We start from the raw sequence: 20,812 nt of genomic DNA, 5'->3' as shown, positions 1-20,812 counted from the left end.
TCAGCATGAAACCAAGCAGATTTGCCGGCATCCAGCAGCTCGGGCGCGCCCTGATGCTGCCGATCGCGGTCTTGCCGGTGGCGGGCTTGCTGCTGCGCCTGGGCCAGCCCGACCTGCTGGACATCGCGGTGATGGCGCAGGCGGGCGATGCCATCTTCGCCAACCTGGCGCTGATCTTCGCGATCGGCGTGGCGGTGGGCTTCGCGCGGGAGAACAACGGCACGGCCGGGCTGGCGGGGGCGATCGGCTACCTGGTGCTCACGGCGGTGCTGAAGGCCAGCGATGCCAAGATCAATATGGGCGTGCTGGCCGGCATCACCGCCGGGCTCTCCGCCGGCCTGCTCTACAACCGCTGCAAGGACATCGCCCTGCCGTCCTACCTGGCCTTTTTCGGCGGCAAGCGTTTCGTGCCCATCGCCACCGGCTTTGCGATGCTGCTGGCCGGCGTGCTGCTGAGCCTGCTGTGGCCGCCGGTGCAACAGGGCATCGACGCGCTGGGCCATTGGCTGATCGGCGCCGGCGGGCTGGGCCTGTTCATCTACGGCGTGCTGAACCGGCTGCTGATCGTCACCGGCCTGCACCACATCCTCAACTCGCTCACCTGGTTCGTGTTCGGCAGCTTCCCGGACCCGCTGGTGGCCGGCAAGATCGCCACCGGCGACCTGAATCGCTTCTTTGCCGGCGACCCTACGGCCGGCAGCTTCATGACCGGCTTCTTCCCGGTGATGATGTTCGGCCTGCCCGCCGCCTGCCTGGCGATCTACCGCGCGGCGCGGCCCGAGAACCGCGCCGCGGTGGGCGGGCTGCTGCTCTCCATGGGCCTCACCGCCATGCTCACCGGCGTAACCGAGCCGGTGGAGTTCTCCTTCATGTTCCTGGCGCCGCTGCTGTATGCGATCCATGCCCTGCTGACGGGGCTGTCGATGGCGCTGATGCACGCGCTCGACGTGCGCCTGGGCTTCACCTTCTCGGCCGGGCTGTTCGATTACCTGCTGTCCTTCGGCAAGGGCCACAACGGCCTGTTGCTGCTGCCGGTGGGCCTGGCCTATGGCCTGGTCTATTACCTGCTGTTCAGCTTCTTCATCCGGCGCTTCAAGCTGCCGACCATGGGGCGCGAGGAGGGCGGCGCGGGACCGGCGCCCACCGTTAGCGCCAGTGGCCGCGGCAGCGCGCGTGCGCAGGGCCTGCTGGTGGCGCTGGGCGGGGCCGCCAATCTGCGCTCGGTGGACGCCTGCACCACGCGCCTGCGCCTGCAGGTGGCCGACAACGGCGCCATCGACGCGGCCGCGCTGCGCGCCCTCGGTGCCCGCGGCGTCATCATGCCGGCGCCCGGCAGCGTGCAGGTGGTGCTGGGCCCCGAGGCCGACCAGGTGGCCGACGAGCTGCGCGCGCTGCAGGGTCAGGCGCCGCAGCCGCCCGCCGCGGCCATGCCGCCGCCGCCAGTGCCGCCAGTGCCGCCGGCCGAGCTGCGCCTGGACCGCAGGGCCTGGCTGCTGGCGCTGGGCGGGGAGGCCAATGTGCAGCGCATCGAGGCGGTGGCCGGCACGCGGCTGCGCGTGGTGCTGGGCGATGCCGCGCGCGTCGACGAGGCGGCGCTGCTGGGCCTGGGCGCGCTGGGCCTGCAGAGCTTCTCGCCGGCGCTGGTGCATGTGCTGCTGGCCGACGCCGCCGCCGCGCATGCGGCCCTGCTGGCCGAAAGGGCGGGGCCATGAGGGCGCTGCTGGCGAGCTTGCTGCTGGGCTTGCTGCTTTCGGGCGCGAGTGCAGGGCCGTCAGGCGAGGGCGCGCCGCTGCGCCTGCGCTGGGAGCTGGAGCGCAGCCAGTTCTCGGCCGAGCATCCCGAAGGCCGCTCGCGCGCGCTGTTCACGCTCACCAATCTGGACCGCCGGCCCCTGCCGGCGCAGGGCTGGTCCATCTATTTCAGCGCCATGGCCGGCGTCGAGCTGGGCCCGGCGCTGGAGGGTCAGGTCTTGCTGGAGCGCGTCGTCGCCACGCTGTTCCGCCTGCGCCCCGCGGCAGGTTTCCAGCCGCTGGACAGCGGCCAGACCCTGCGCATCGTGCTGCTCCATCCGGAGCTGGTGCTGATGCCGGACAAGGCACCGCAAGCGCCCTATCTGGTGCTGGACGAGGCGCCCGGGCGCGGCCTGGCGATCCGCGACTACCAGTTGCTGCCGCCCAGCCGCCCCGAGCAGACCGAGCTGCCGCCCGGCGCTGCTCTGCCGCTGGCGACGCCGCAATCGCTCTACCAGCGCTATGCCCAGGCCACAGTGCCGGCCGAGCTGCCGCCGCTGTTGCCGACGCCGCTGCAATACCGCAGGCTGGCCGGCACCCTGCACTGGGACGGCTTGCCCGAGGTACGCGCCGCGCCCGCGCTGGCGGCGCAGGCCGAGCAACTGCAGTCCTGGCTGCGCCCGCTGTTCCCGAGCGGCCAGGTGCGGCGTGGCCAGCCCGCCGTGCAACTGAGCCTGGGGCCGGTGGCCGGCCTGCGCTCGCCCGAGGCCTATGCGCTGAGCATCGGCGCGCGCCAGGGCGTGCGCCTCCGGGCGGCCAGCCCGGCCGGGCTGGCGCGCGGGCTGCAGAGCCTGCGCATGCTGCTGCCGCTGCCCACGGCGGTGCTGGCGCGGCAGGGCGTGGACCTGCCGGCGCTGCACATCGTCGACGCGCCGCGCTACGCCTACCGCGGCCTGATGCTGGACGTGGCGCGCAATTTCCAGAGCAAGGCCACGCTGCTGTCGACCTTGGACCTGATGGCGCGCTACAAGCTCAACACCCTGCACCTGCACCTCAGCGACGACGAAGGCTGGCGGCTCGAGATCCCTGGCCTGCCCGAGCTCACCGAGGTGGGCGGGCGCCGCGGCCAGCAGGCCGATCCGCTCGCGCATCTGCCGCCCGCCTATGGCTCCGGGCCGGATCTGGCCGACCCCTATGGCAGCGGCCATTACAGCCGCGCCGACTATCTGGAGATCCTGCGCCATGCGGCGGCGCTGCAGATCGAGGTGATCCCCGAGATCGACATGCCGGCGCATGCGCGCGCCGCGGTGAAGGCGATGGAAAGTCGCTGGCAACGCCGCCTGCGCAGCGGTGCCGCCGGCGCGGACGAGTTCCTCCTGAGCGAGCCGGGCGACCGCTCGGTCTATCGCTCGGCCCAGCTTTACACCGACCATGTGATGAACCCGGCGCTGCCCTCCACCTACGCCTTTGTCGAGCAGGTGGTGGGCGCGCTCAAGGCCATGCACGCCGAGGCCGGCATGCCGCTGCGGCGCCTGCATGTCGGCGGCGACGAACTGCCGGCGGGCGCCTGGGAACAATCGCCCGCCTGCCAGGCCCTGCTCAAGCAGCTGGGGGCCAGCGATACCGAGGCGCTCTGGGATCACTTCTTCGACCGCGTGCAGGCCCTGCTGCGGCGTCAGGGCATCGCGGCGGCGGGCTGGGAGGAGCTGGGCGCACGCAAGGCCATGCTGGCGGGTGAGCCCGGGCTGGCGCCAAATGCGCATTTCCTGGGGCGCGACATCCGCCTGCATGTCTGGAACAACACCGGCGCCAACGCGGACCTCGCCTACCGGCTCGCCAACGCGGGCTATGCCACCGTGCTGGCGCCGGCCACCCGGCTTTACTTCGACATGGCGCATCAGAAGGACCCGACCGAGCCCGGCCACGACTGGGCGGCCTTTCTGGACCTCGACCAGGTGTTCGACTTCATGCCCACGCGCATGCCGGGCCGCCAGGGCCTGAGTGCCGAAGGCCGCCGCCACCTCATCGGGCTGGAGGCCACGCTGTTCTCCGAGACCGTGCGCGGCCCCGAGCGCCTGGCCCAGATGCTGATGCCACGCCTGCTGGGCCTGGCCGAGCGCGCCTGGGCCGCCGAGCCCGGCTGGGAGCGCCTGCCCGACCCGGCCGCCCAGGCGCGGGCGCGCGCCCAGTTCATGCAGCAGCTTGGCAGCCAGCTGCTGCCGCGCCTGGATGCCGAGGCGCCGGCGCTGCATTACCGCATCGCGCCGCCCGGCCTGCTGAGGCAGGGCGATCGCGTGCTGGCGCGCGCCCAGCTGCCCGGCATGACGCTGCGCTACACCAGCGACGGCAGCCCGCCGCGGCCCGACAGCCCGCTGGTGCAGGGGCCGATCACGGCGCGCGGGCGCATCGGCGTGGCCGCCTTCGACCGCAACGGTCGCGCCGGCCGGCCTTCATGGATCGACAACCCCTGAGCAAGGATCACTCTCATGCACGCACGCCGACTCGGCCTCAAGCTTCTCGCCGCCCATCTTCTGCTGGGAGGCTGGGCGCTGGCGTCGGCCCAGCCCGCCGCGGGCGACTGGGCCGGCCATGGGCGCTACCGCGCCGCCAATGCGAGCCTGCCGGCGCCCGCCAGCGGCGAGCGCCGCGTGGTCTTCATGGGCGACTCGATCACCGAGTTCTGGAGCCCGGCGCTGGCCCAGGCCTTCCCCGGCAAGCCCTATGTGAACCGGGGCATCAGCGCCCAGACCACGCCGCAGATGCTGCTGCGCTTCCGGCAGGACGTGATCGAGCTGCAGCCGGCCGCGGTGGTGATACTGGCCGGCACCAATGACATCGCCGGCAACAGCGGGCCCAGCTCGGTCGAGATGATCGCCGGCCATGTGCGCTCGATGACGCAGCTGGCGCGGGCCCATGGCATCCGCGTGGTGCTGTGCGCGGTGTTGCCCGCGGCGGCCTATTACTGGAACCCGGCCGTCCAGCCGGCGGCCACCATCGTCGCGCTGAACCAGCGCCTGCGCGAACTGGCGCGCGAGGGCGGCCACCGCTGGGTCGATTACCACGCCGCCCTTGCCGATGAACGGGGCGGCCTGCCGCTCAAGTACTCCGAGGACGGCGTGCACCCCAATGCCGCCGGCTACCGCGTCATGGCGCCCCTGCTGGAGCGCGAGATCGAGGCGGCGCTGAAGCCCTAGTCAAGCTGCAGGCGCGCCAGCACCGGGAAATGGTCGGAGGGGTAGCGCTGGCCGTTGGAGTCGGTCAGCACCGCGTACTTGAGCACGCGGATGCGCGGGCTGAGGAAGATGTAGTCGATCAGCAGCTCCGGCGCGCTGCCGAACTTGAAATCATTGAAGCTGGCCGGCGGGCCATAGGGCGGCGTCAGCGAGACCAGGCGGGCATCGCGCAGCTGGCCGCGCATGGCCTGGATCTGCACCGTGTCCGGCGTCGAGTTGAAGTCGCCCAGCGCGATCACATGGTCGCCGGGGTGTTGGCGCCGCTGCTCGGCCAGCCAGCGCAGCAGCAGCTGGGCGGATTCGCGGCGCGCGATCGGCCCCTCGTGGTCGAAATGCACCGACACCACCAGCAGGCGCTGCCCGCCGCGGCGCTCCTGCAGCCGTACCCAGCTGGCGAGGCGGTTGCAGCAGCGCGCATCCCAGCCCTTGGAGGGGCGGTCGGGGGTCTCGCTGAGCCAGAAGTCGCCATGCGCAAGGCGCTGGAAGCGCGCGCGCCGGTAGAAGATGCTGGAATGCTCGCCGGCGTCCCGGCCATCGTCGCGGCCCACGCCCACATGCTCGAACTCGCTCAGCGCCTCCAGGTCGCGGATCTGCTCGGGCTGGCCCTCCTGGGTGCCGAACAGATCGAACTCGTGGTAGCGGATCAGCGCCTTCACCGCCTCGACGCGCTGGGCCCAGACATTGGGGCCGTCGTCGGGGGTGTTGAGGCGCAGGTTGTAGCTGGCCACATTGAGCGGCGGCCCGGCCCAGGCGGGCAGGGATGCGAGCATGGCCGTGAGCAGGGCGAGGATGGGCAGCAATCGCATGGTGGCGGTCTCGTCGGTTTAGAGCTTGATGTAGAGCTGCCGCCGGTCCATCCAGGCCGCGACGGCCCAGCAGACCAGCATGAAGCAGAGCGCGAACAGCAGCGAACCGGGCTTGTCGCCCGCCCAGGACTGGAAGCCGTGCGCATAGAGCTGCTCGAACAGCGGGCGGCCCCGCAGCGGCAGCAGCCACAGCAGGCTCATCGCCACCTCGGCCAGCAGGTAGATGAAGAGCGTGTTCCGGCCGAACACCTCGAAGAAGGCGCAGCCGCGGCGCCAGCCGCGCAGGTCGACGGCCCACACCAGCAGGCCCAGCAGGCACAGGTCGATGCCCACGGTGCACAGCACATAGGAGCCGGTCCAGAGCTTCTTGTTGATGGGCAGCACGCCATGCCAGGCCAGCGCCAGCGCGATCGCCAGCAGCCCCGCCATCAGCAGCTTGGCGATGCTCTCGTAGCCGGGGCCGCGGCGCTGTACCAAGCCCGCCGCGGCATGGCCGGCCAGCACATGCACCACCGCGGGCAGGGTGCCCAGCAGGCCTTCGGGGTCAAAGGCCAGGCCCTCGCCCTGGTAGAGGTGGGCCGCGCCCAGCAGCCACAGGTCCAGCTTGCGCGCGGCATTGCCGGCCAGGCTCAGATCGCCCCATTGCGCCAGCACCCACCAGCACAGCAGCAGCACGGCGCCGCTGTAGATAAGCGCGGCGCGCGCACGGCCGTAGTGCAGCAGCAGGGCAGCGATGGCATAGGCCAGGGCGATGCGCTGCAGCACGCCGAGGATGCGTGTGCCGGCGAGCGGCAGCAGGGCGAGCCCGCCATCGGGGCCGACGCGCACGAAGGGGAACCAGGAGAGCAGATAGCCGCACAGAAAGATCAGCGCGCTGCGCCTGCACAGCTTCATCAGCAGCGCCGCCTCGCCCAGGCGCTCGTAGCGCGGCAGGGTGAAGCTGAGGGCGGCGCCGACCACGAACAGAAAGGTCGGGAACACGACGTCGGTGAGGGTCAGGCCATGCCAGGGCGCATGCAGCAGCGGGCCGTAGGAGAGCGCCTCGCTGATCGACATATTGACGACGATCATCAGCGCCAGCGTGGCGCCGCGCAGCACGTCGAGCGCACGCGCGCGCTGCGCCTCAGCCATGCGAGGCCACGACGTCGGCCGAGAACACATAGCCGGCGCCGCGTACCGTCTTGATCAGGTGCGGCTGCTTGCCATCGTCCTGCAGGCGCAGGCGCAGGCGGCTGATCTGCACGTCCAGCGAGCGGTCCAGCGGGCCGATGTCGCGGCCGCGCGTGTATTCGGCCAGCACATTGCGGTCGAGGATCTCGCCGGGATGCTCGACAAAGCATTTCAGCAGCTGGAAGTCCAGCCCGGTCAGCGCCACCTCCGTGCCCTGGCGATCGGTCACGCGGCGCTCCAGCAGGTCGAGGGTGAAGGCATCGAAGCGGCGGTAGCGCGCCGCCGCGCGCAGCTCCTGGCCGCAGCGGCGCAGGATCGCCTTGATGCGGGCCAGCAGCTCGCGTGGGCTGTAGGGCTTGGCGATGTAGTCGTCGGCACCCAGCTCCAGGCCGACCACGCGGTCGGTCTCGTCGGCGCTGGCGGTCAGCATGATGATGGGCAGGTCGGAGCGCGCGCGCACCATGCGGCACAGCGCGAAGCCATCGGTGTCGGGCAGCATCACGTCCATGATGGCCATCGAGAGCTCCTCGGCATGGCGCTGGTACTCGGCCAGAAAGCCGGCACCATCCGGCGCCGCCACCACCTCGTAGTGGTTCTTCTCCAGATAGGCCTTCAGCAGCAGGCGGGTGCGGAGATCGGCGTCGACGATCAGGATCTTGCGTGCCATGGCGTGCTTCAGGCGAGCCGCTGACCGGTGCCGCGGTCGAACAGATGCGAGGCACCGGCCTGCCACTGCAGGCGCAGGGGGTCGCCGATGCGCTGGCTCAGGCGGCCGGGCACTCTGGCGGTCAGGCAGCCGATCGCGGTGTCGACCATGGCGTAGGTCTCGGGGCCGGTGGGCTCCAGCATGCGCAGCGTGCCGGGCAGGCCGCCGTCTTCGGTGGCGTCCGGCGCGATCGCCAGGTCCTCGGGGCGCAGGCCGTAGCTGAGCGCCCGGTGCGGGCTGTCGCGCAGCGCCTGGGCCTGCGCGGCGCTCAGCGGCAGGGCCACGCCCTGGGCGCTCAGGCCGGCGGCGCTGGCCTGGGCATCGATGAAGTTCATCGCCGGCGAGCCGACGAATTCGGCCACGAAGCGGTTCGCCGGCCGGCCGTAGATCTCGTCGGGCGTGCCGAATTGCTGCACCAGCCCGTCCCGCATCACCGCGATGCGGTCGCCCAGGGTCATGGCCTCGACCTGGTCGTGCGTGACATAGACGGTGGTGGTGCGGGTGCGCTGGTGCAGCAGCTTGATCTCGGCGCGCATCTCCACGCGCAGCTTGGCGTCGAGGTTGGAGAGCGGCTCGTCGAACAGGAACAGCGCCGGCTGGCGCGCCAGCGCGCGGCCCATCGCGACGCGCTGGCGCTGGCCGCCCGAGAGCTGGCCGGGCTTGCGGTCCAGCAGATGCTCGATCTGCAGCATGGCGCTGACGCGCGCCACTGCGGCCGCGCGCTCGGCCTTGGGCACCTTGCGCATCTCCAGGCCGAAGGCGATGTTCTGCGCCACGTTCATGTTCGGGTAGAGCGCATAGCTCTGGAACACCATGGCGATGTCGCGCTCGCGGCTGGGCGCGTGGGTGACCTCGCGCGCGCCGATGTGGATGCTGCCGCTGCTGGGCTGCTCCAGGCCGGCGATCATGTTAAGCAGGGTGCTCTTGCCGCAGCCCGAGGGCCCCACCAGGATGAGGAATTCGCCGGGCTCGATCTCGATGTCGATGCCCTTGAGGATCTCGTTGCTGCCATAGGTCTTGCGGACCTGCCTGATGCTCAGTGCACCCATTGCTGCCTATCCCTTCACGGCGCCGGCGGTGAGCCCGCGCACAAAATACTTGCCGGCCAGCGCGTAGACGAGCAGGGTGGGCAGGCCGGCGATCATGGCGGCGGCCATGTCGACGTTGTATTCCTTCACCGAACTCGAGGTGTTGGCCAGGTTGTTGAGCCCCACGGTGATGGGCTTGCTGTCGGCACCCGAGAACACCACGCCGTAGAGGAAGTCGTTCCAGATATTGGTGAACTGCCAGATCAGCGTCACCACCAGGATGGGCGCGGAGAGCGGCAGCACGATGCGGCGGAAGATCTGCCAGAACGAGGCCCCGTCCAGGGTGGCAGCCTTGATCAGCTCGTCGGGCAGGCCGGCGTAGTAGTTGCGGAAGAACAGCGTGGTGGAGGGGATGCCGGCCAGCACATGCACCAGGATCAGCCCCCATACCGAGCTGGCCAGGCCCAGCCAGCCCAGCACCTGGCTCATCGGCAGCAGCACCACCTGCATGGGCATGAAGACGCCGAACAGCATCAGCGCGAACAGCAGCTCGCTGCCGCGGAAGCGCCACTTGCTCAGCACATAGCCGTTCAGCGCGCCCAGTGAGGTGGAGATGCCGACGGCGGGCAGCACCATCAGCAGCGAGTTGAGGAAGAAGGGCTTGAGCCCGCCGCAGTCGGTGCCGGTACAGGCCGCCGACCAGGCGGTGGCCCAGGCCTGCAGGCTGGGGCTGGCGGGCAGGGCCAGCAGGCTGGTGTTGCGGATCTCGTCCATGCTCTTCAGCGAGGCGCTCAGCATCACGTAGAGCGGCGCCAGGAAGAACAGCGCGAACAACAGCAAAGCGCCCAGCAGCAGCAGGCGGGCGGGCGAAAGGCGCGGCCGAGCCATCATCGACGCGTCCCACGCAGCTCGGAGTAGAGGTAGGGCACGACGATGGCCGCCACGGTGGCCAGCATGATGGTGGCGCTGGCCGCGCCCAGGCCGATCTGGCCGCGCGAGAAGGCCATCGTGTACATGAAGGTGGCGGGCAGGTCGGTGGCATAGCCGGGGCCGCCGGCGGTGAGCGCCATCACCAGGTCGAAGCTCTTGATCGCCAGATGGCTCACCACCATCAGGGTGGAGAAGAACACCGGCCGCAGGCTGGGGATGATGATGCGCCAGTAGATGCGAGGCAGGCTGGCGCCGTCCACCTGGGCGGCCTTGATGATGCTGTCGTCGATGCCGCGCAGGCCGGCCAGAAACAGCGCCATCACGAAGCCCGCGCTCTGCCAGATGCCGGCGATGACGACGCAGTAGATCGCCATGTCGGGGTCCACCAGCCAGCCGAAGCTGAAGTCGGCGAAGCCCCATTCCTGCACCAGATGCTCCAGGCCCAGGCCCGGATTGAGTATCCATTTCCAGGCCGTGCCGGTGACGATGAAGCTGAGCGCCATCGGGTAGAGGTAGATGGTGCGCAGCAGGCCCTCCAGGCGGATCTTCTGGTCCAGCAGGATCGCCAGCAGCAGGCCCAGCGCCATGCCGCCGCCCACGAACAGGCCGCCGAAGATGCCCAGATTGCGCAGCGCCACCCACCAGCGCTCCGACTCGAACAGCGCCTCGTACTGCGCCAGCCCGACGAACTCGTAGTTGGGCAGCATGCGCGAGGCCGACAGCGAGAGCACCCCGTTCCAGGCCATCAGGCCATAGATGAACAGCAGCGAGAGCACGAAGGAAGGCGCAATCACCAGCTTGGGCAACCACAGGGTGCGGGCGCGGCTTGGCATGGCGGCTGGGCTTACTTGCTGCGGGCGGCTGCGGCGAGCTTCTTCATGGCATCGCGGGCGCTCAGCCGGTCGCTGTTCCAGTACTGGCTGATGGCGTCCTTGATGGCGCCCTCGGCCGCGCTCGGCACCGCCATGCCATGGGCGATCGAGGGCAGCAGGGAGCCGGCCTTGGCGCTGCTGGCGAAGTCCTGCGCCGAGGTCTTGGCGCAGTCGTCGAAGCGGTCCATCTTCATGCCCAGGCGCGCCGGGATCGAGCCCTTGTTGAGGTTGAAGAGCTCCTGGAACTCGGGCGCCATGATGGCTGCGGCGAGGTCCTTCTGCGCGCGGCTGTTGGCCTCGTTCTTGAGCTTGAACATCGCGAAGGAGTCGATGTTGTAGCTGAAGGATTTGGCGCTGCCGGGCGCGGCCACGCAGAGGAAATCCTTGCCCGGCTGCTTGCCGGCCGCGACGAACTCGCCCTTGGCCCAGTCGCCCATGATCTGCATCGCCGCCTCGCCCTTGATCACCATCGCGGTGGCAAGGTTCCAGTCGCGCCCCGGGGCGTTCTTGTCGGTATAGGGCTTGAGGCGCTTGAAGGTGGCGAGCGCGCGCTCCATGGTGTCGCTCGTCAGGCTGCTCTGGTCCAGCTGCACCAGCGCCTTGGCGTAGAAATCGGCGCCGCCCACGCCCAGCACCACCGCCTCGAACAGGGTCAGGTCTTGCCAGTTCTGGCCCCCATGCGCCAGTGGCGTGATGCCCAGCTTCTTGAGCGCGTCGGCGGCGCTGAAGAAATCGTCCCAGCTGAGCGGCGGCTTGAGCCCGGCGCGCTTGAAGACATCGGCATTGATCCAGAGCCAGTTGACGCGGTGCACGTTCACCGGCACCGCGACATAGCTGCCGCGGTATTTCATCTGCTCGCTCACCACCTTGGGCAGCAGCTCGTCCCATTTGTCGGCGCGCGCCACCTCGTCGATCGAGGCCAGCACGCCCTCGCGGGCCCAGTCCTGGATCGAGGGGCCCTTGATCTGCGCCGCGGCGGGCGCATTGCCCGAGACCACGCGCGACTTCAGCACCGTCATGGCGGAGTCGCCCCCGCCGCCCGCCACCGCGAAATCCTTCCAGCTGTGGCCCTTGGCCTGCAGGCTGGCCTTGAGCGCCTGCGCGGCCTTGGCCTCGCCACCGCTGGTCCACCAGTGCAGCACCTCGACCTCGCCAGCGGTGGCCAGTTGGGCCGCCAGGCTCAGGCTTAGGGCCGTGAGCAGCGGGGCCATGGCAGCGATGGGGCGGCGGCCCGGGGCGCGCGGATGCGTCATGTCGTCTTGTCTCCGGTACGGCCCGTCGTGGGCTCGGTCCGGCAAGTTTAACGAAACATTAACGCTTGGCGAGAAAGTACTAACCCTTGCTTGCCAGTGGCAGGCGCACCCGCGCCAGCAGGCCATGGGGCTGGGTCGGGCTCAGGCTGACGCTGCCGGCATGGCGCTCGACGATCTCGCGCACGATCGCCAGGCCGAGGCCGCAGCCGCTGCCGTCGTGGGTGGCGCGCACGAAGCGCTCGAACACATGCTCGAGCTCCTCGGGCGCGATGCCGGGGCCGTTGTCTTCCACCTCCAGCACCAGCTGGCCGGCGCTGCCATGGCAGCGCACCGTCACGCTGGCGCCGCGGCCGGCATAGCGGATCGCGTTGTCGATCAGGTTGGCGAGCGCCTCGCGCAGCAGCAGGGCGATGCCCAGCACCGGCATGGGCGCGCTCGCACCCTCGGGATCGGGCTCGTCAAAACCCAGGTCTATGCCGGCATGCAGGGCCTTGGGCACCAGCTCGGCGGTGACCTCGCGCGCCAGCTTCAGCATGTCCACCGGCACGCGGTCCTGGCGCACCGCCGATTCGGGCTCGGCGCGCGCCAGCGTCAGCAGTTGGTTCACCAGATGGGCGCTGCGCGCTGCGCCCTCGTGCACCAGCTTGAGCCGCGCGGTCAGCAGCGGATCGCTGACGTCGCGCAGCGCCAGCTCGGCCTGGCTCTTGAGGCCGGCCAGCGGCGTGCGCAGCTGGTGGGCCGCGTCGGAGATGAAGCGCTTCTGTGCCACCACGTTGTGGCTGACCTCGCCCAGCAAGGTGTTGATGGCCTGCGCCAGCGAGCGCACCTCGGGCGGTGCGGCGTCCAGCTTGATGGGGGCCAGATCGTTGGCGGCGCGCCCCTCCACCTGGCGCTGCAGCAGGGCCAGCGGCGCCAGGCCGGCGCGGATGCCGGCCCAGACGATCATGGTCATCAGCACGATCAGGCCGGAGAGCGGCAGCACCGTGTCGAGCAGGATCTGGCGCGCCAGCTCCTCGCGGTTGGCGCTGGAGCGCGCCACCTGCACCAGCATGGTCTGCGGCGTGCCGCCGTCCTCGCCATAGTTGAGGTAGAGCGCCACCATGCGCACGCGGGCGCTGCGCGCCGGCTCGCCGTCGCTGCCGGGCTCGCGCAGCACGCCATCGTAGAAGTAGGGCTCGCCCAGCGCCGGCGCGGCGAGCGCCGGCACCGGTGGCAGGTTCTGGTTGCCGAGGATGAACTGGCCGGGCGGGGTGCTGACGGTGTAGAGCACGCGGTCGCTGGGGTCGGCCTCGAGGATGTCCTGGGCGGCGCGCGGGAAATCGATCAGCAGGCCGTTGCCCTGGGGCTTGACCTGGCGGGCCAGCGCGCGCGAGGCCTGCGAGAGGCTGGCATCGATGGCGGCATTGGCATAGCGCGCCGCCAGGTTGTAGGTGAACAGCGCGGCCGCCAGCCACAGGATGATCTGCGGCAGCAGCAGCCACACGAACAGCTGCCGATGCAGCGAGCGCGCCCCCGGCACGGCCGTGAACCAATGCGGGCGGCGGCCGGCCGGATGGTTCATGCCGCGGCGGCCTCGTTCTCGAGCAGGTAACCCAGGCCGCGCACCGTGCGTATCGCCAGGCCGGACTGCTCAAGCTTGCGGCGCAGGCGATGGATATAGACCTCGATCGAGCCGGTGCCGCTGTTGTCCGAGCCGTCCTGCGCCCAGGCCTGGGTGATCTGCTCCTTGGTGACGACATGGTCGCGCTGTGACAGCAGCAGATCCAGCAGCATCGCCTCGCGCGGGCTCAGCTCCAGCGGCTCGCCGCGCACCGAGGCGCGGCGCGTGTCGCGGTCGAACACCAGGTCACCCAGCGCGGCGCTGGCGGTGGGCGGGCGGCCGCGCCGCATCAGCGCATGCAGGCGCGCCTCCAGCTCGGGGAAGTCGAAGGGCTTGGTCAGGTAGTCGTCGGCGCCAGCGTTCAGCCCAGCCACGCGGTCGTCCAGGCTGTCCAGCGCGGTCAGCACCAGCACCGGCAGCTGGCGGCGCGCCGCACGCAGCCGCTTCAGCACCGTCAGCCCGTCCACCATGGGCAGGCCGAGGTCGAGGATGGCGACGTTGAAGTTCTGCTTCAGCAGCAGGTACTCGGCCACCGCGCCATTGGGTGCGTGCTCCACCACAAAGCCGGCACGGCGCAACTGGGCCGAGAGTGCATCGGCCAGGATGGCATCGTCTTCGGCGAGCAGCAGGTTCATTTGTGAGGGCATGGGCAATCGTGGCCTGTGGCGCAAACCGCACTCTAAGGGTTAACGTTCTATTAACAGCGTTATGGATTCATTAAGAATTGACAGCACCGAACCTTAACGACAGTTAACACGATCCAGTGTAGCCCGGCCGCACTGACCCAGAGCCTTGTTCAAAACGAGCCACAGGAGACAGTCCATGAAGACCCACGCCAAGCAGCCGGCCCAGCGCCGCTGCGCCACCCCTCCGCAAGTCCTCCCGATCGCCGCGGCCTGCGCGGGCGCGGTGCTGTTGATGGGGGCGGCGCATGCGCAGCAGGCCCCGCAGCAACTGGAGACGGTGGTGGTGACGGGCATACGCTCGGCCATCGAGAGCTCGATCTCGGTCAAGCGCAATGCCGATTCGATCGTCGAAGCGGTCACCGCCGAGGACCTGGGCAAGCTGCCCGATCTGAGCATTGCCGAATCGCTGGCGCGCCTGCCGGGCCTGGCGGCCCAGCGCGTGAACGGCAATGCGCAGGTGCTGTCGATCCGCGGCATGTCGCCCAAGTACGGCGTGACCCTGCTGAACGGCCGCGAGATGGTCAGCTCGGGCTCGGACCGCTCGGTCGAGTTCGACCAGTTTCCCGCCGAGCTGATGGGGGGCGCCACCGTCTACAAGACCCCCGACGCGGCGCTGGGTGCGCAAGGCCTGTCGGGCACGGTCAATATGCAGTCGATCCGGCCGCTGAACTTCCGCGGCCGCCAGGGCAACCTGAATGCGCGCATGGAGAAGAACTCCAACGGCGAGCAGATCCCCGGCCTGAGCAGCCAGGGCAAGCGCCTGAGCGCCAGCTATGTGGACCAGTTTGCCGATCGCACCATCGGCGTCGCGCTGGGCTATGCGCACTTGGACAGCCCCGAGCAGCAGCAGCATTACGCCAACTGGTGGTGGGCCAATACCGCCAACACCAAGTCCTACCCGCCCGACTGGTGTGGCGGCGACTGCGGCCTCAAGGGTGTGGACCGCGACGCCGTCTCGCTGCAGGGTTTCGAGGCCACCGCCTTCTCCACCAACCAGGTGCGCAACGGCCTGATGGGCGTGTTCGAGTACAAGCCCAACGACCAGCTGCACACCGTGCTGGATCTGTACTACTCCAACTTCAGCAAGAAGTTTGTCGGGCGCGAGTTCCAGGGCGAGATGAACACCTGGAACGGCGTCACCTACCACGGCACCAGCTACGAGAACTTCGGCGGCGAGAAGGTCACGGTGGGGGGCGCGATCGACAACATCGCCGGCAAGCTGCTCTCGCGCCGCAACCAGCGCGACGACACCATCAAGGCGATCGGCCTGAACAACGAGCTCAAGCTGGGCGGCTGGACCACCGTGGCCGACCTGAGCTACTCCAAGGCCGACCGCGACGAGACCACCGCCGAGATGTATGCGGGCTCCAGCCTGCCCTCGGGCTTCACCAGCACGGCCATCTCGATGACCGGCTTCTCGCAGTTCGTGCCCAGCATCAACTGGGCCGATCCGGCGGTGATGAGCTTGCAGCAGTTCTGGGGCCAGATGGGCGCGGCGCGCCACTTCAAGGTCAGCGATGAACTCAAGAGCCTGCGCCTCTCGGCCAAGCGCGAGCTCGACTGGGGCGCGGTGCACCAGTTCGAGGGCGGCTTCAACTACAGCGAGCGCAGCAAGGACTATCGCGCCGTCAAGGAGGCCTACGACCTCAAGACCGGCAAGACCAATCTGGCCTTTCCGAACGGCATCCTGATGGCGCCGGCCACGCTGGGCTTCGGCAGCATTCCCGCGGTGGCCAACTTCGACGTGCAGGCGCTGCTGGACACCGGCCTGTTCAGCGCGCGCGCCGACGACCTCAGCAGCGCGCCCAATCGCGAGTGGGGCGTGCGCGAGAAGGTCAGCACCGCGTTTGGCAAGTTCAGCCTCGAGTTCAATGCCGGCGTGCCGGTGCGCGGCAATATCGGCCTGCAGGTCGTGCATGCCAAGCAGGAGGGTCATGGCCTGGCCTGGATTGACAACAGCACCCAGCCGGTGAGCGGCGGCAAGAGCTATACCGATGTGCTGCCCAGCCTGAACCTGGCGGCCGATCTGGGCAGCAACACCATGCTGCGCTTCGGCGCCGCCCGCGTGCTGGCGCGCCCGAACATGGAAGACATGCGCGCCGGCGTCACCAACATCAGCCGTGCCACCACCGGCAAGGGCGAATGGTCGGCCAGCGGCGGCAACCCCACGCTGGACCCCTGGCGCGCCGACGCGGTGGACCTGGCGCTGGAGAAGTACTACGGCAAGCGCAGCTACATCTCGCTGGCCGGCTTCTACAAGGAGCTGAAGTCCACCGTCTACAAGCAGGACATCCTGGGCTATGACTTCTCGGGCTATCCCGACCCGCTCAAGGGCGATCCGCGCTACCCGATCCTGACCTACACCGGCAAGCTCAACGCCATGGCCAACGGCGATGGCGGCTATGTGCGCGGCACCGAGTTCAGCGCCGCCATCGACGGCGCCAAGCTCAGCCCCATGCTGGACGGCTTCGGCGCGATCCTGTCGGCCTCCTTCACCAAGAGCAGCATCCACCAGAACAACGACCTCAGCAATCCGCTCGAGGGCCTCTCGGGCACGGTGGCGAGCTGGGTGCTTTACTACGAGAAGAGCGGCCTGCAGGCGCGTGTGGCGCAGCGCTATCGCTCGCGCTATATGGCGGCGGTGCGCAATGCCTGGGGCGATACCTCCTACACCACCATCGAACCCGAGCACATCACCGATCTGCAGCTGGGTTATGGCTGGGACAGCGGGCCGCTGAAGGGGGTGTCGGTGCTGTTCCAGGTCAACAACGTCACCAACGAGGCCTACCGCACCATGATGACGGTGTCGGACAACAGCGGCACCGTGCCCAATCTGCTCTACCCGGGCACCTACGAGAAGTACGGCCGCCAGTACCTGCTGGGCGTGAACTACAAGTTCTAAGTTGAAACACGCGCTCACACCCTGGCTGGCCGCGGCCACGCTGCTGTGCGCCGGCGCCGCTGGCGCGGCGCCGGCCTGGCCCGCGGCCGGCAGCCCCTTCCAGCGGCTGCCGGCCGACGAGGCCCGCATCGCCCGCATCGTCGCCGGCATGAGCCTGGCGCAGAAGGTCGGGCAGATGACCCAGCCCGAGATCCGCCACATCACGCCCGACGAGGTGCGGCGCTTCTACATCGGCTCGGTGCTCAACGGCGGCGGCTCCTGGCCCGGCAACAACAAGTACGCCAGCGTGGCGGACTGGCTGCGGCTGGCCCAGGCCTATCACGAGGCCTCGATGCAGACCGACATGGCCCAGCCGGTGCCGGTGATCTGGGGCACCGATGCGGTCCACGGCCACAACAATGTGTTCGGCGCGACCCTGTTCCCGCACAACATCGGCCTGGGCGCCACGCGCGACGCCGGCCTGTTGAGGGAGATCGGCCGGGCCACCGCGCGCGCGGTGCGCGCCACTGGCATCCAGTGGACCTTTGCGCCCACGCTGGCGGTGGTGCGCGACGACCGCTGGGGCCGCACGTACGAAAGCTATGCCGAGGACCCGGCCGTGGTGGCGCGGCTGGGCGGCGCCTATGTGCGCGGACTGCAGGACGGGCTCGGCGGCGATGCCGCCATCCTGGCCACCGCCAAACATTTCATCGGCGACGGCGGCACCGCCCAGGGCAAGGACCAGGGCGTCAACGAGGCCAGCCAGGCCGAGATGCTGGCCATCCATGCGCAGGGTTATTACGCCGCGCTCGCGGCCGGCGCGCAGACCGTGATGGCCTCCTTCAACAGCTGGCACGACCGCGCCGCCGGCCAGGACTACGGCAAGCTGCATGGCAGCCAGGCGCTGCTGAGCGGCGTGCTGAAGCAGCAGATGGGCTTCGACGGCTTCATCGTCTCCGACTGGAACGGCATCGCCCAGCTGCCCGGCTGCAGCAATGCCAGCTGCCCCCAGGCCATCAATGCCGGTATCGACATGGTGATGGTGCCCGAGGACTGGCAGGCCTTCATCGCCAACACCGTGGCCCAGGTGCAGCGCGGCGAGATCCCGCTGGCACGCATCGACGATGCCGTCACGCGCATCCTGCGCGTCAAGCTGCGCGCCGGCCTGTTCGGCCAGGCGCCCCAGGACGGCCGTTATGCCGGCCGCACCGAGGCCTTGCAGGCGCGCGCCCTGGCGCGGCGCGCGGTGCGCGAATCCCTGGTGCTGCTGAAGAACGATGGCGGCGTGCTGCCGCTGGCGCGCCAGCGTCGCGTGCTGGTGGTGGGGCGGGCGGCCGACAGCCTGGAACAGCAGACCGGCGGCTGGACGCTGAGCTGGCAGGGCACCGGCAACCGCAACAGCGACTTTCCGGCGGGCGAGACGGTGCTGGCCGGCCTGCGCGCGGCGCTGGGCGAGGCGCGCGTGGTCTACAGCCCCGATGGCGCGGGCGTGAACCCGGCCGAGTTCGACGCCGTCGTCGCGGTGCTGGGCGAGACGCCTTATGCCGAGGGCAATGGCGACATCCCGCCCTCGGGCACGCTGCGCCACAGCGCCCGCCACCCCGAGGAGCTGCGCCTGCTGCAAGGCCTTGCGGGCCGGGGGCGGCCGGTGATCACGGTGTTCCTGTCCGGCCGGCCGCTCTACGTCAACGATCTGCTGAACCTCTCCGACGCCTTTGTCGCCGCCTGGCTGCCCGGTAGCGAGGGCGGCGGCATTGCCGATCTGCTGCTGCGCCGCGCGGACGGCCGGGTCGGCCATGACTTCAAGGGCCGCTTGCCCTTCTCGTGGCCGCGCGGCGCCTGCCAGACCCCGCTCAATGCAGGGGACGGCGGCCAGCCGCTGTTCGCGCTGGGCCATGGCCTGAGCTATGCGCGGCCGGCCCGGCTCGGCCAGCTGGCGCTCGATGCGCCGGCCAGCGGCGGTTGCGGTGCGCGCACCGAGATGGCGATCTTCGAGCGCGTCGCGCAGGCGCCCTACGAGCTGCTGGCCATCAGCCCGGGCCAGCGCTGGCCCACCCGCAAGCTCAGCGACGATCTCAACGGCACCGAGGAAATCCCGGCCGGCCGGCCCGAGCTGCTGGTCAGCACGGTGCAGATCAACACCCAGCAGGACGCCAAGCTGCTGCGCTGGCAGGGCCCGGCGCGGCTGGTGGCCTGGTCGGCCCAGCCGGCGCTGCTGAGCGCCTACCCGGACGCCGCGCTGCTGTTCGACCTCCGGCTCGCGCAGGCGCCCAGCGGCGCGGTGGGCCTGGGCATGGATTGCGGCGCGGGCTGCGGGGGCAAGTTCGGCCAGTTCGACCTGCGCCCGCTGCTGCGGCCGCTGGCGGTGGGCGATCGCCTCAGCCTGAAGATTCCGCTCGCCTGCTTTGCCGCCCTGGGGGTGGTGCTGGACCGCGTCGAGCAACCCTTCATGCTCAGCGCCGACGCACCCTTTGCCGCCGCCATCGCCCATATCCGCGTGCAGGCCGGCGCCGCCAGGCATGCCGACGCGCTGCGCTGCGAGCAACTCCAGCCCCTTCTGCCATGACAGACTCCTTGCCCCACATCCGTCGCAGCGACTTCCCGGCCGATTTCGTCTGGGGTTGCTCCACCTCCTCCTACCAGATCGAAGGCGCGGCCACGGAGGACGGCCGCGGCGAATCGATCTGGGACCGCTTCTGTGCCGGCGCGGGCCATATCCGCGACGGCTCCAGCGGCGCGGTGGCCTGCGACCATTACCACCGCTGGCCCGAGGACCTGGACCTGGCGCGCAGCCTGGGCGTGAATGCCTACCGCTTCTCGATTGCCTGGCCGCGCGTCCTGCCGCAGGGCCGCGGCGCGGTGAACCAGCGTGGGCTGGACTTCTATTCACGTCTGGTGGACGGCATGCTGGAGCGCGGCCTGCAGCCCTGGGCCACGCTCTACCACTGGGATCTGCCCCAGGCCCTGCAGGAGCAGGGCGGCTGGCAGCAGCGTGCCTGCGTGGACGCTTTTCTCGAATACACCGAGCTCGTGACGCGCGCGCTGGGCGATCGCGTCAAGCACTGGATCACCCACAACGAGCCCTGGTGCAGCGCCTTTCTGGGCCACCACGAGGGCAACCATGCGCCGGGCATCCGCGACTACGCAGCCGCGCTGCAGGTCTGCCACCACCTGCTGCTCTCGCATGGCCTGGCCCTGCCGGTGATACGCCGCAACGCGCCCGGCGCCCAGGCCGGCATCACGCTCAGCCTGCACCCGATCGAAGCCGCCAGCCACAGCGCCGCCGACGCCGCCGCGCACCTGCGCCACGACGGCTCGCGCAACCGCTGGTTCCTCGACCCCCTGCATGGCCGCGGCTACCCTTCGGACATCTGGGCCCTGCTGGGCGCGCAGGCGCCCCAGGTGCTGGACGGCGACCTGGCGGCGATCGCCACGCCCACCGACTTCCTGGGCGTGAACTACTACTTCCCCGAGGTGGTGGAGGACGCGCCCGGCAGCGGCCCGATCGCCACGCGCGTGGTGGAGCCGGCCGGCGTGGAACGCACCGCCTTTGGCTGGCAGGTCTCGCCCGAGGGCATGGTGACGCTGCTGAACCGCATCCAGCGCGACTACGGCCCCTCGCGCGTCTATCTGACCGAGAACGGCTCCACCTACGAGGACCAGCCGCTGCCCGACGGCAGCGTGCTCGACATCGAACGCCGCCGCTATCTTGCGCGCCATCTCGAGGCGGCCTGGCAGGCGCGCGCCCAGGGCGTGCCGCTGCAGGGCTATTTCGCCTGGAGCCTGCTCGACAACTTCGAATGGGCCGAGGGCTATCTGCGCCGCTTCGGCCTCACCTATGTGGATTACCCGACGCAGCGCCGCACGCTCAAGGCCAGCGGCCTCTGGTACCGTGACTTTCTCAAGTCCTGAGATGC

15 protein-coding genes are annotated in these 20,812 nt (G+C 69.9%); 6 read left to right on the top strand and 9 right to left on the bottom strand.

From position 1 onward, the window contains the following. The first annotated feature begins 5 nt into the window (after window positions 1–5). From nagE to PFX98_RS20480, 3 genes are read left to right on the top strand one after another with little or no spacing between them, the layout of a single operon-like run. Window positions 6–1,712: an N-acetylglucosamine-specific PTS transporter subunit IIBC gene (gene nagE, locus PFX98_RS20490; RefSeq protein WP_285232331.1), complete on the top strand. Its 1,707-nt coding sequence runs from the start codon at window positions 6–8 to the stop codon at window positions 1,710–1,712. Beyond that, window positions 1,709–4,201 carry a family 20 glycosylhydrolase gene (locus tag PFX98_RS20485; RefSeq protein WP_285232330.1) on the top strand — a complete coding sequence of 831 codons (2,493 nt, stop codon included), beginning with the start codon at window positions 1,709–1,711 and terminating at the stop codon, window positions 4,199–4,201. The genes nagE and PFX98_RS20485 overlap by 4 nt, the downstream gene beginning before the upstream one ends. A gap of 15 nt (window positions 4,202–4,216) precedes the next feature. Next, a complete protein-coding gene (locus PFX98_RS20480; RefSeq protein WP_285232329.1) occupies window positions 4,217–4,924 on the top strand; it encodes an SGNH/GDSL hydrolase family protein in 708 nt (235 codons plus the stop codon). On the opposite strand, the gene PFX98_RS20475 is transcribed toward PFX98_RS20480, so the two are convergent. The 9 genes from PFX98_RS20475 to PFX98_RS20435 form a co-directional block, all read right to left on the bottom strand. After that, entirely contained in the window at window positions 4,921–5,769 is an 849-nt protein-coding gene (locus PFX98_RS20475; RefSeq protein ID WP_285232328.1) for an endonuclease/exonuclease/phosphatase family protein, read from the bottom strand. The two genes, PFX98_RS20480 and PFX98_RS20475, sit on opposite strands and share 4 nt — an antisense overlap. A gap of 18 nt (window positions 5,770–5,787) precedes the next feature. Next, a complete protein-coding gene (locus PFX98_RS20470; RefSeq protein WP_285232327.1) occupies window positions 5,788–6,900 on the bottom strand; it encodes an acyltransferase family protein in 1,113 nt (370 codons plus the stop codon). Continuing rightward, entirely contained in the window at window positions 6,893–7,606 is a 714-nt protein-coding gene (locus PFX98_RS20465; protein ID WP_285232326.1) for a response regulator, read from the bottom strand. The genes PFX98_RS20470 and PFX98_RS20465 overlap by 8 nt, the downstream gene beginning before the upstream one ends. Before the next feature lie 8 nt (window positions 7,607–7,614). Further along, a complete protein-coding gene (locus tag PFX98_RS20460; RefSeq protein WP_285232325.1) occupies window positions 7,615–8,694 on the bottom strand; it encodes an ABC transporter ATP-binding protein in 1,080 nt (359 codons plus the stop codon). A 6-nt stretch (window positions 8,695–8,700) separates the two neighbouring features. Next, a complete protein-coding gene (locus tag PFX98_RS20455; RefSeq protein ID WP_285232324.1) occupies window positions 8,701–9,564 on the bottom strand; it encodes a carbohydrate ABC transporter permease in 864 nt (287 codons plus the stop codon). Beyond that, window positions 9,561–10,436, bottom strand: coding sequence for a carbohydrate ABC transporter permease (locus PFX98_RS20450; RefSeq protein WP_285232323.1), 876 nt, complete (start codon window positions 10,434–10,436; stop codon window positions 9,561–9,563). The genes PFX98_RS20455 and PFX98_RS20450 overlap by 4 nt, the downstream gene beginning before the upstream one ends. Before the next feature lie 11 nt (window positions 10,437–10,447). After that, a complete protein-coding gene (locus PFX98_RS20445; RefSeq protein ID WP_285235658.1) occupies window positions 10,448–11,686 on the bottom strand; it encodes an ABC transporter substrate-binding protein in 1,239 nt (412 codons plus the stop codon). Between the two features lie 121 nt (window positions 11,687–11,807). Next, a complete protein-coding gene (locus PFX98_RS20440; RefSeq protein WP_285232322.1) occupies window positions 11,808–13,289 on the bottom strand; it encodes a sensor histidine kinase in 1,482 nt (493 codons plus the stop codon). Beyond that, window positions 13,286–13,963, bottom strand: a complete 678-nt coding sequence (locus PFX98_RS20435) for a response regulator transcription factor (RefSeq protein WP_285235657.1) — start codon at window positions 13,961–13,963, stop codon at window positions 13,286–13,288. The genes PFX98_RS20440 and PFX98_RS20435 overlap by 4 nt, the downstream gene beginning before the upstream one ends. 187 nt (window positions 13,964–14,150) lie before the next feature. On the opposite strand from PFX98_RS20435, the gene PFX98_RS20430 reads away from it, so the two are divergent. From PFX98_RS20430 to PFX98_RS20420, 3 genes are read left to right on the top strand one after another with little or no spacing between them, the layout of a single operon-like run. Next, entirely contained in the window at window positions 14,151–16,916 is a 2,766-nt protein-coding gene (locus PFX98_RS20430; RefSeq protein ID WP_285232321.1) for a TonB-dependent receptor, read from the top strand. 1 nt (window position 16,917) lies between these two features. Further along, on the top strand, window positions 16,918–19,461 hold the full coding sequence (locus PFX98_RS20425) for a glycoside hydrolase family 3 protein (protein WP_285232320.1): 2,544 nt from the start codon (window positions 16,918–16,920) through the stop codon (window positions 19,459–19,461). Continuing rightward, window positions 19,458–20,807 carry a GH1 family beta-glucosidase gene (locus PFX98_RS20420; RefSeq protein WP_285232319.1) on the top strand — a complete coding sequence of 450 codons (1,350 nt, stop codon included), beginning with the start codon at window positions 19,458–19,460 and terminating at the stop codon, window positions 20,805–20,807. The genes PFX98_RS20425 and PFX98_RS20420 overlap by 4 nt, the downstream gene beginning before the upstream one ends. Window positions 20,808–20,812: the final 5 nt, after the last annotated feature.

The organism is Paucibacter sediminis (assembly GCF_030254645.1).
In the GTDB taxonomy this organism is placed as follows: domain Bacteria; phylum Pseudomonadota; class Gammaproteobacteria; order Burkholderiales; family Burkholderiaceae_C; genus Paucibacter_B; species Paucibacter_B sediminis.
This window is presented reverse-complemented; position numbering and strand designations above follow the sequence as displayed.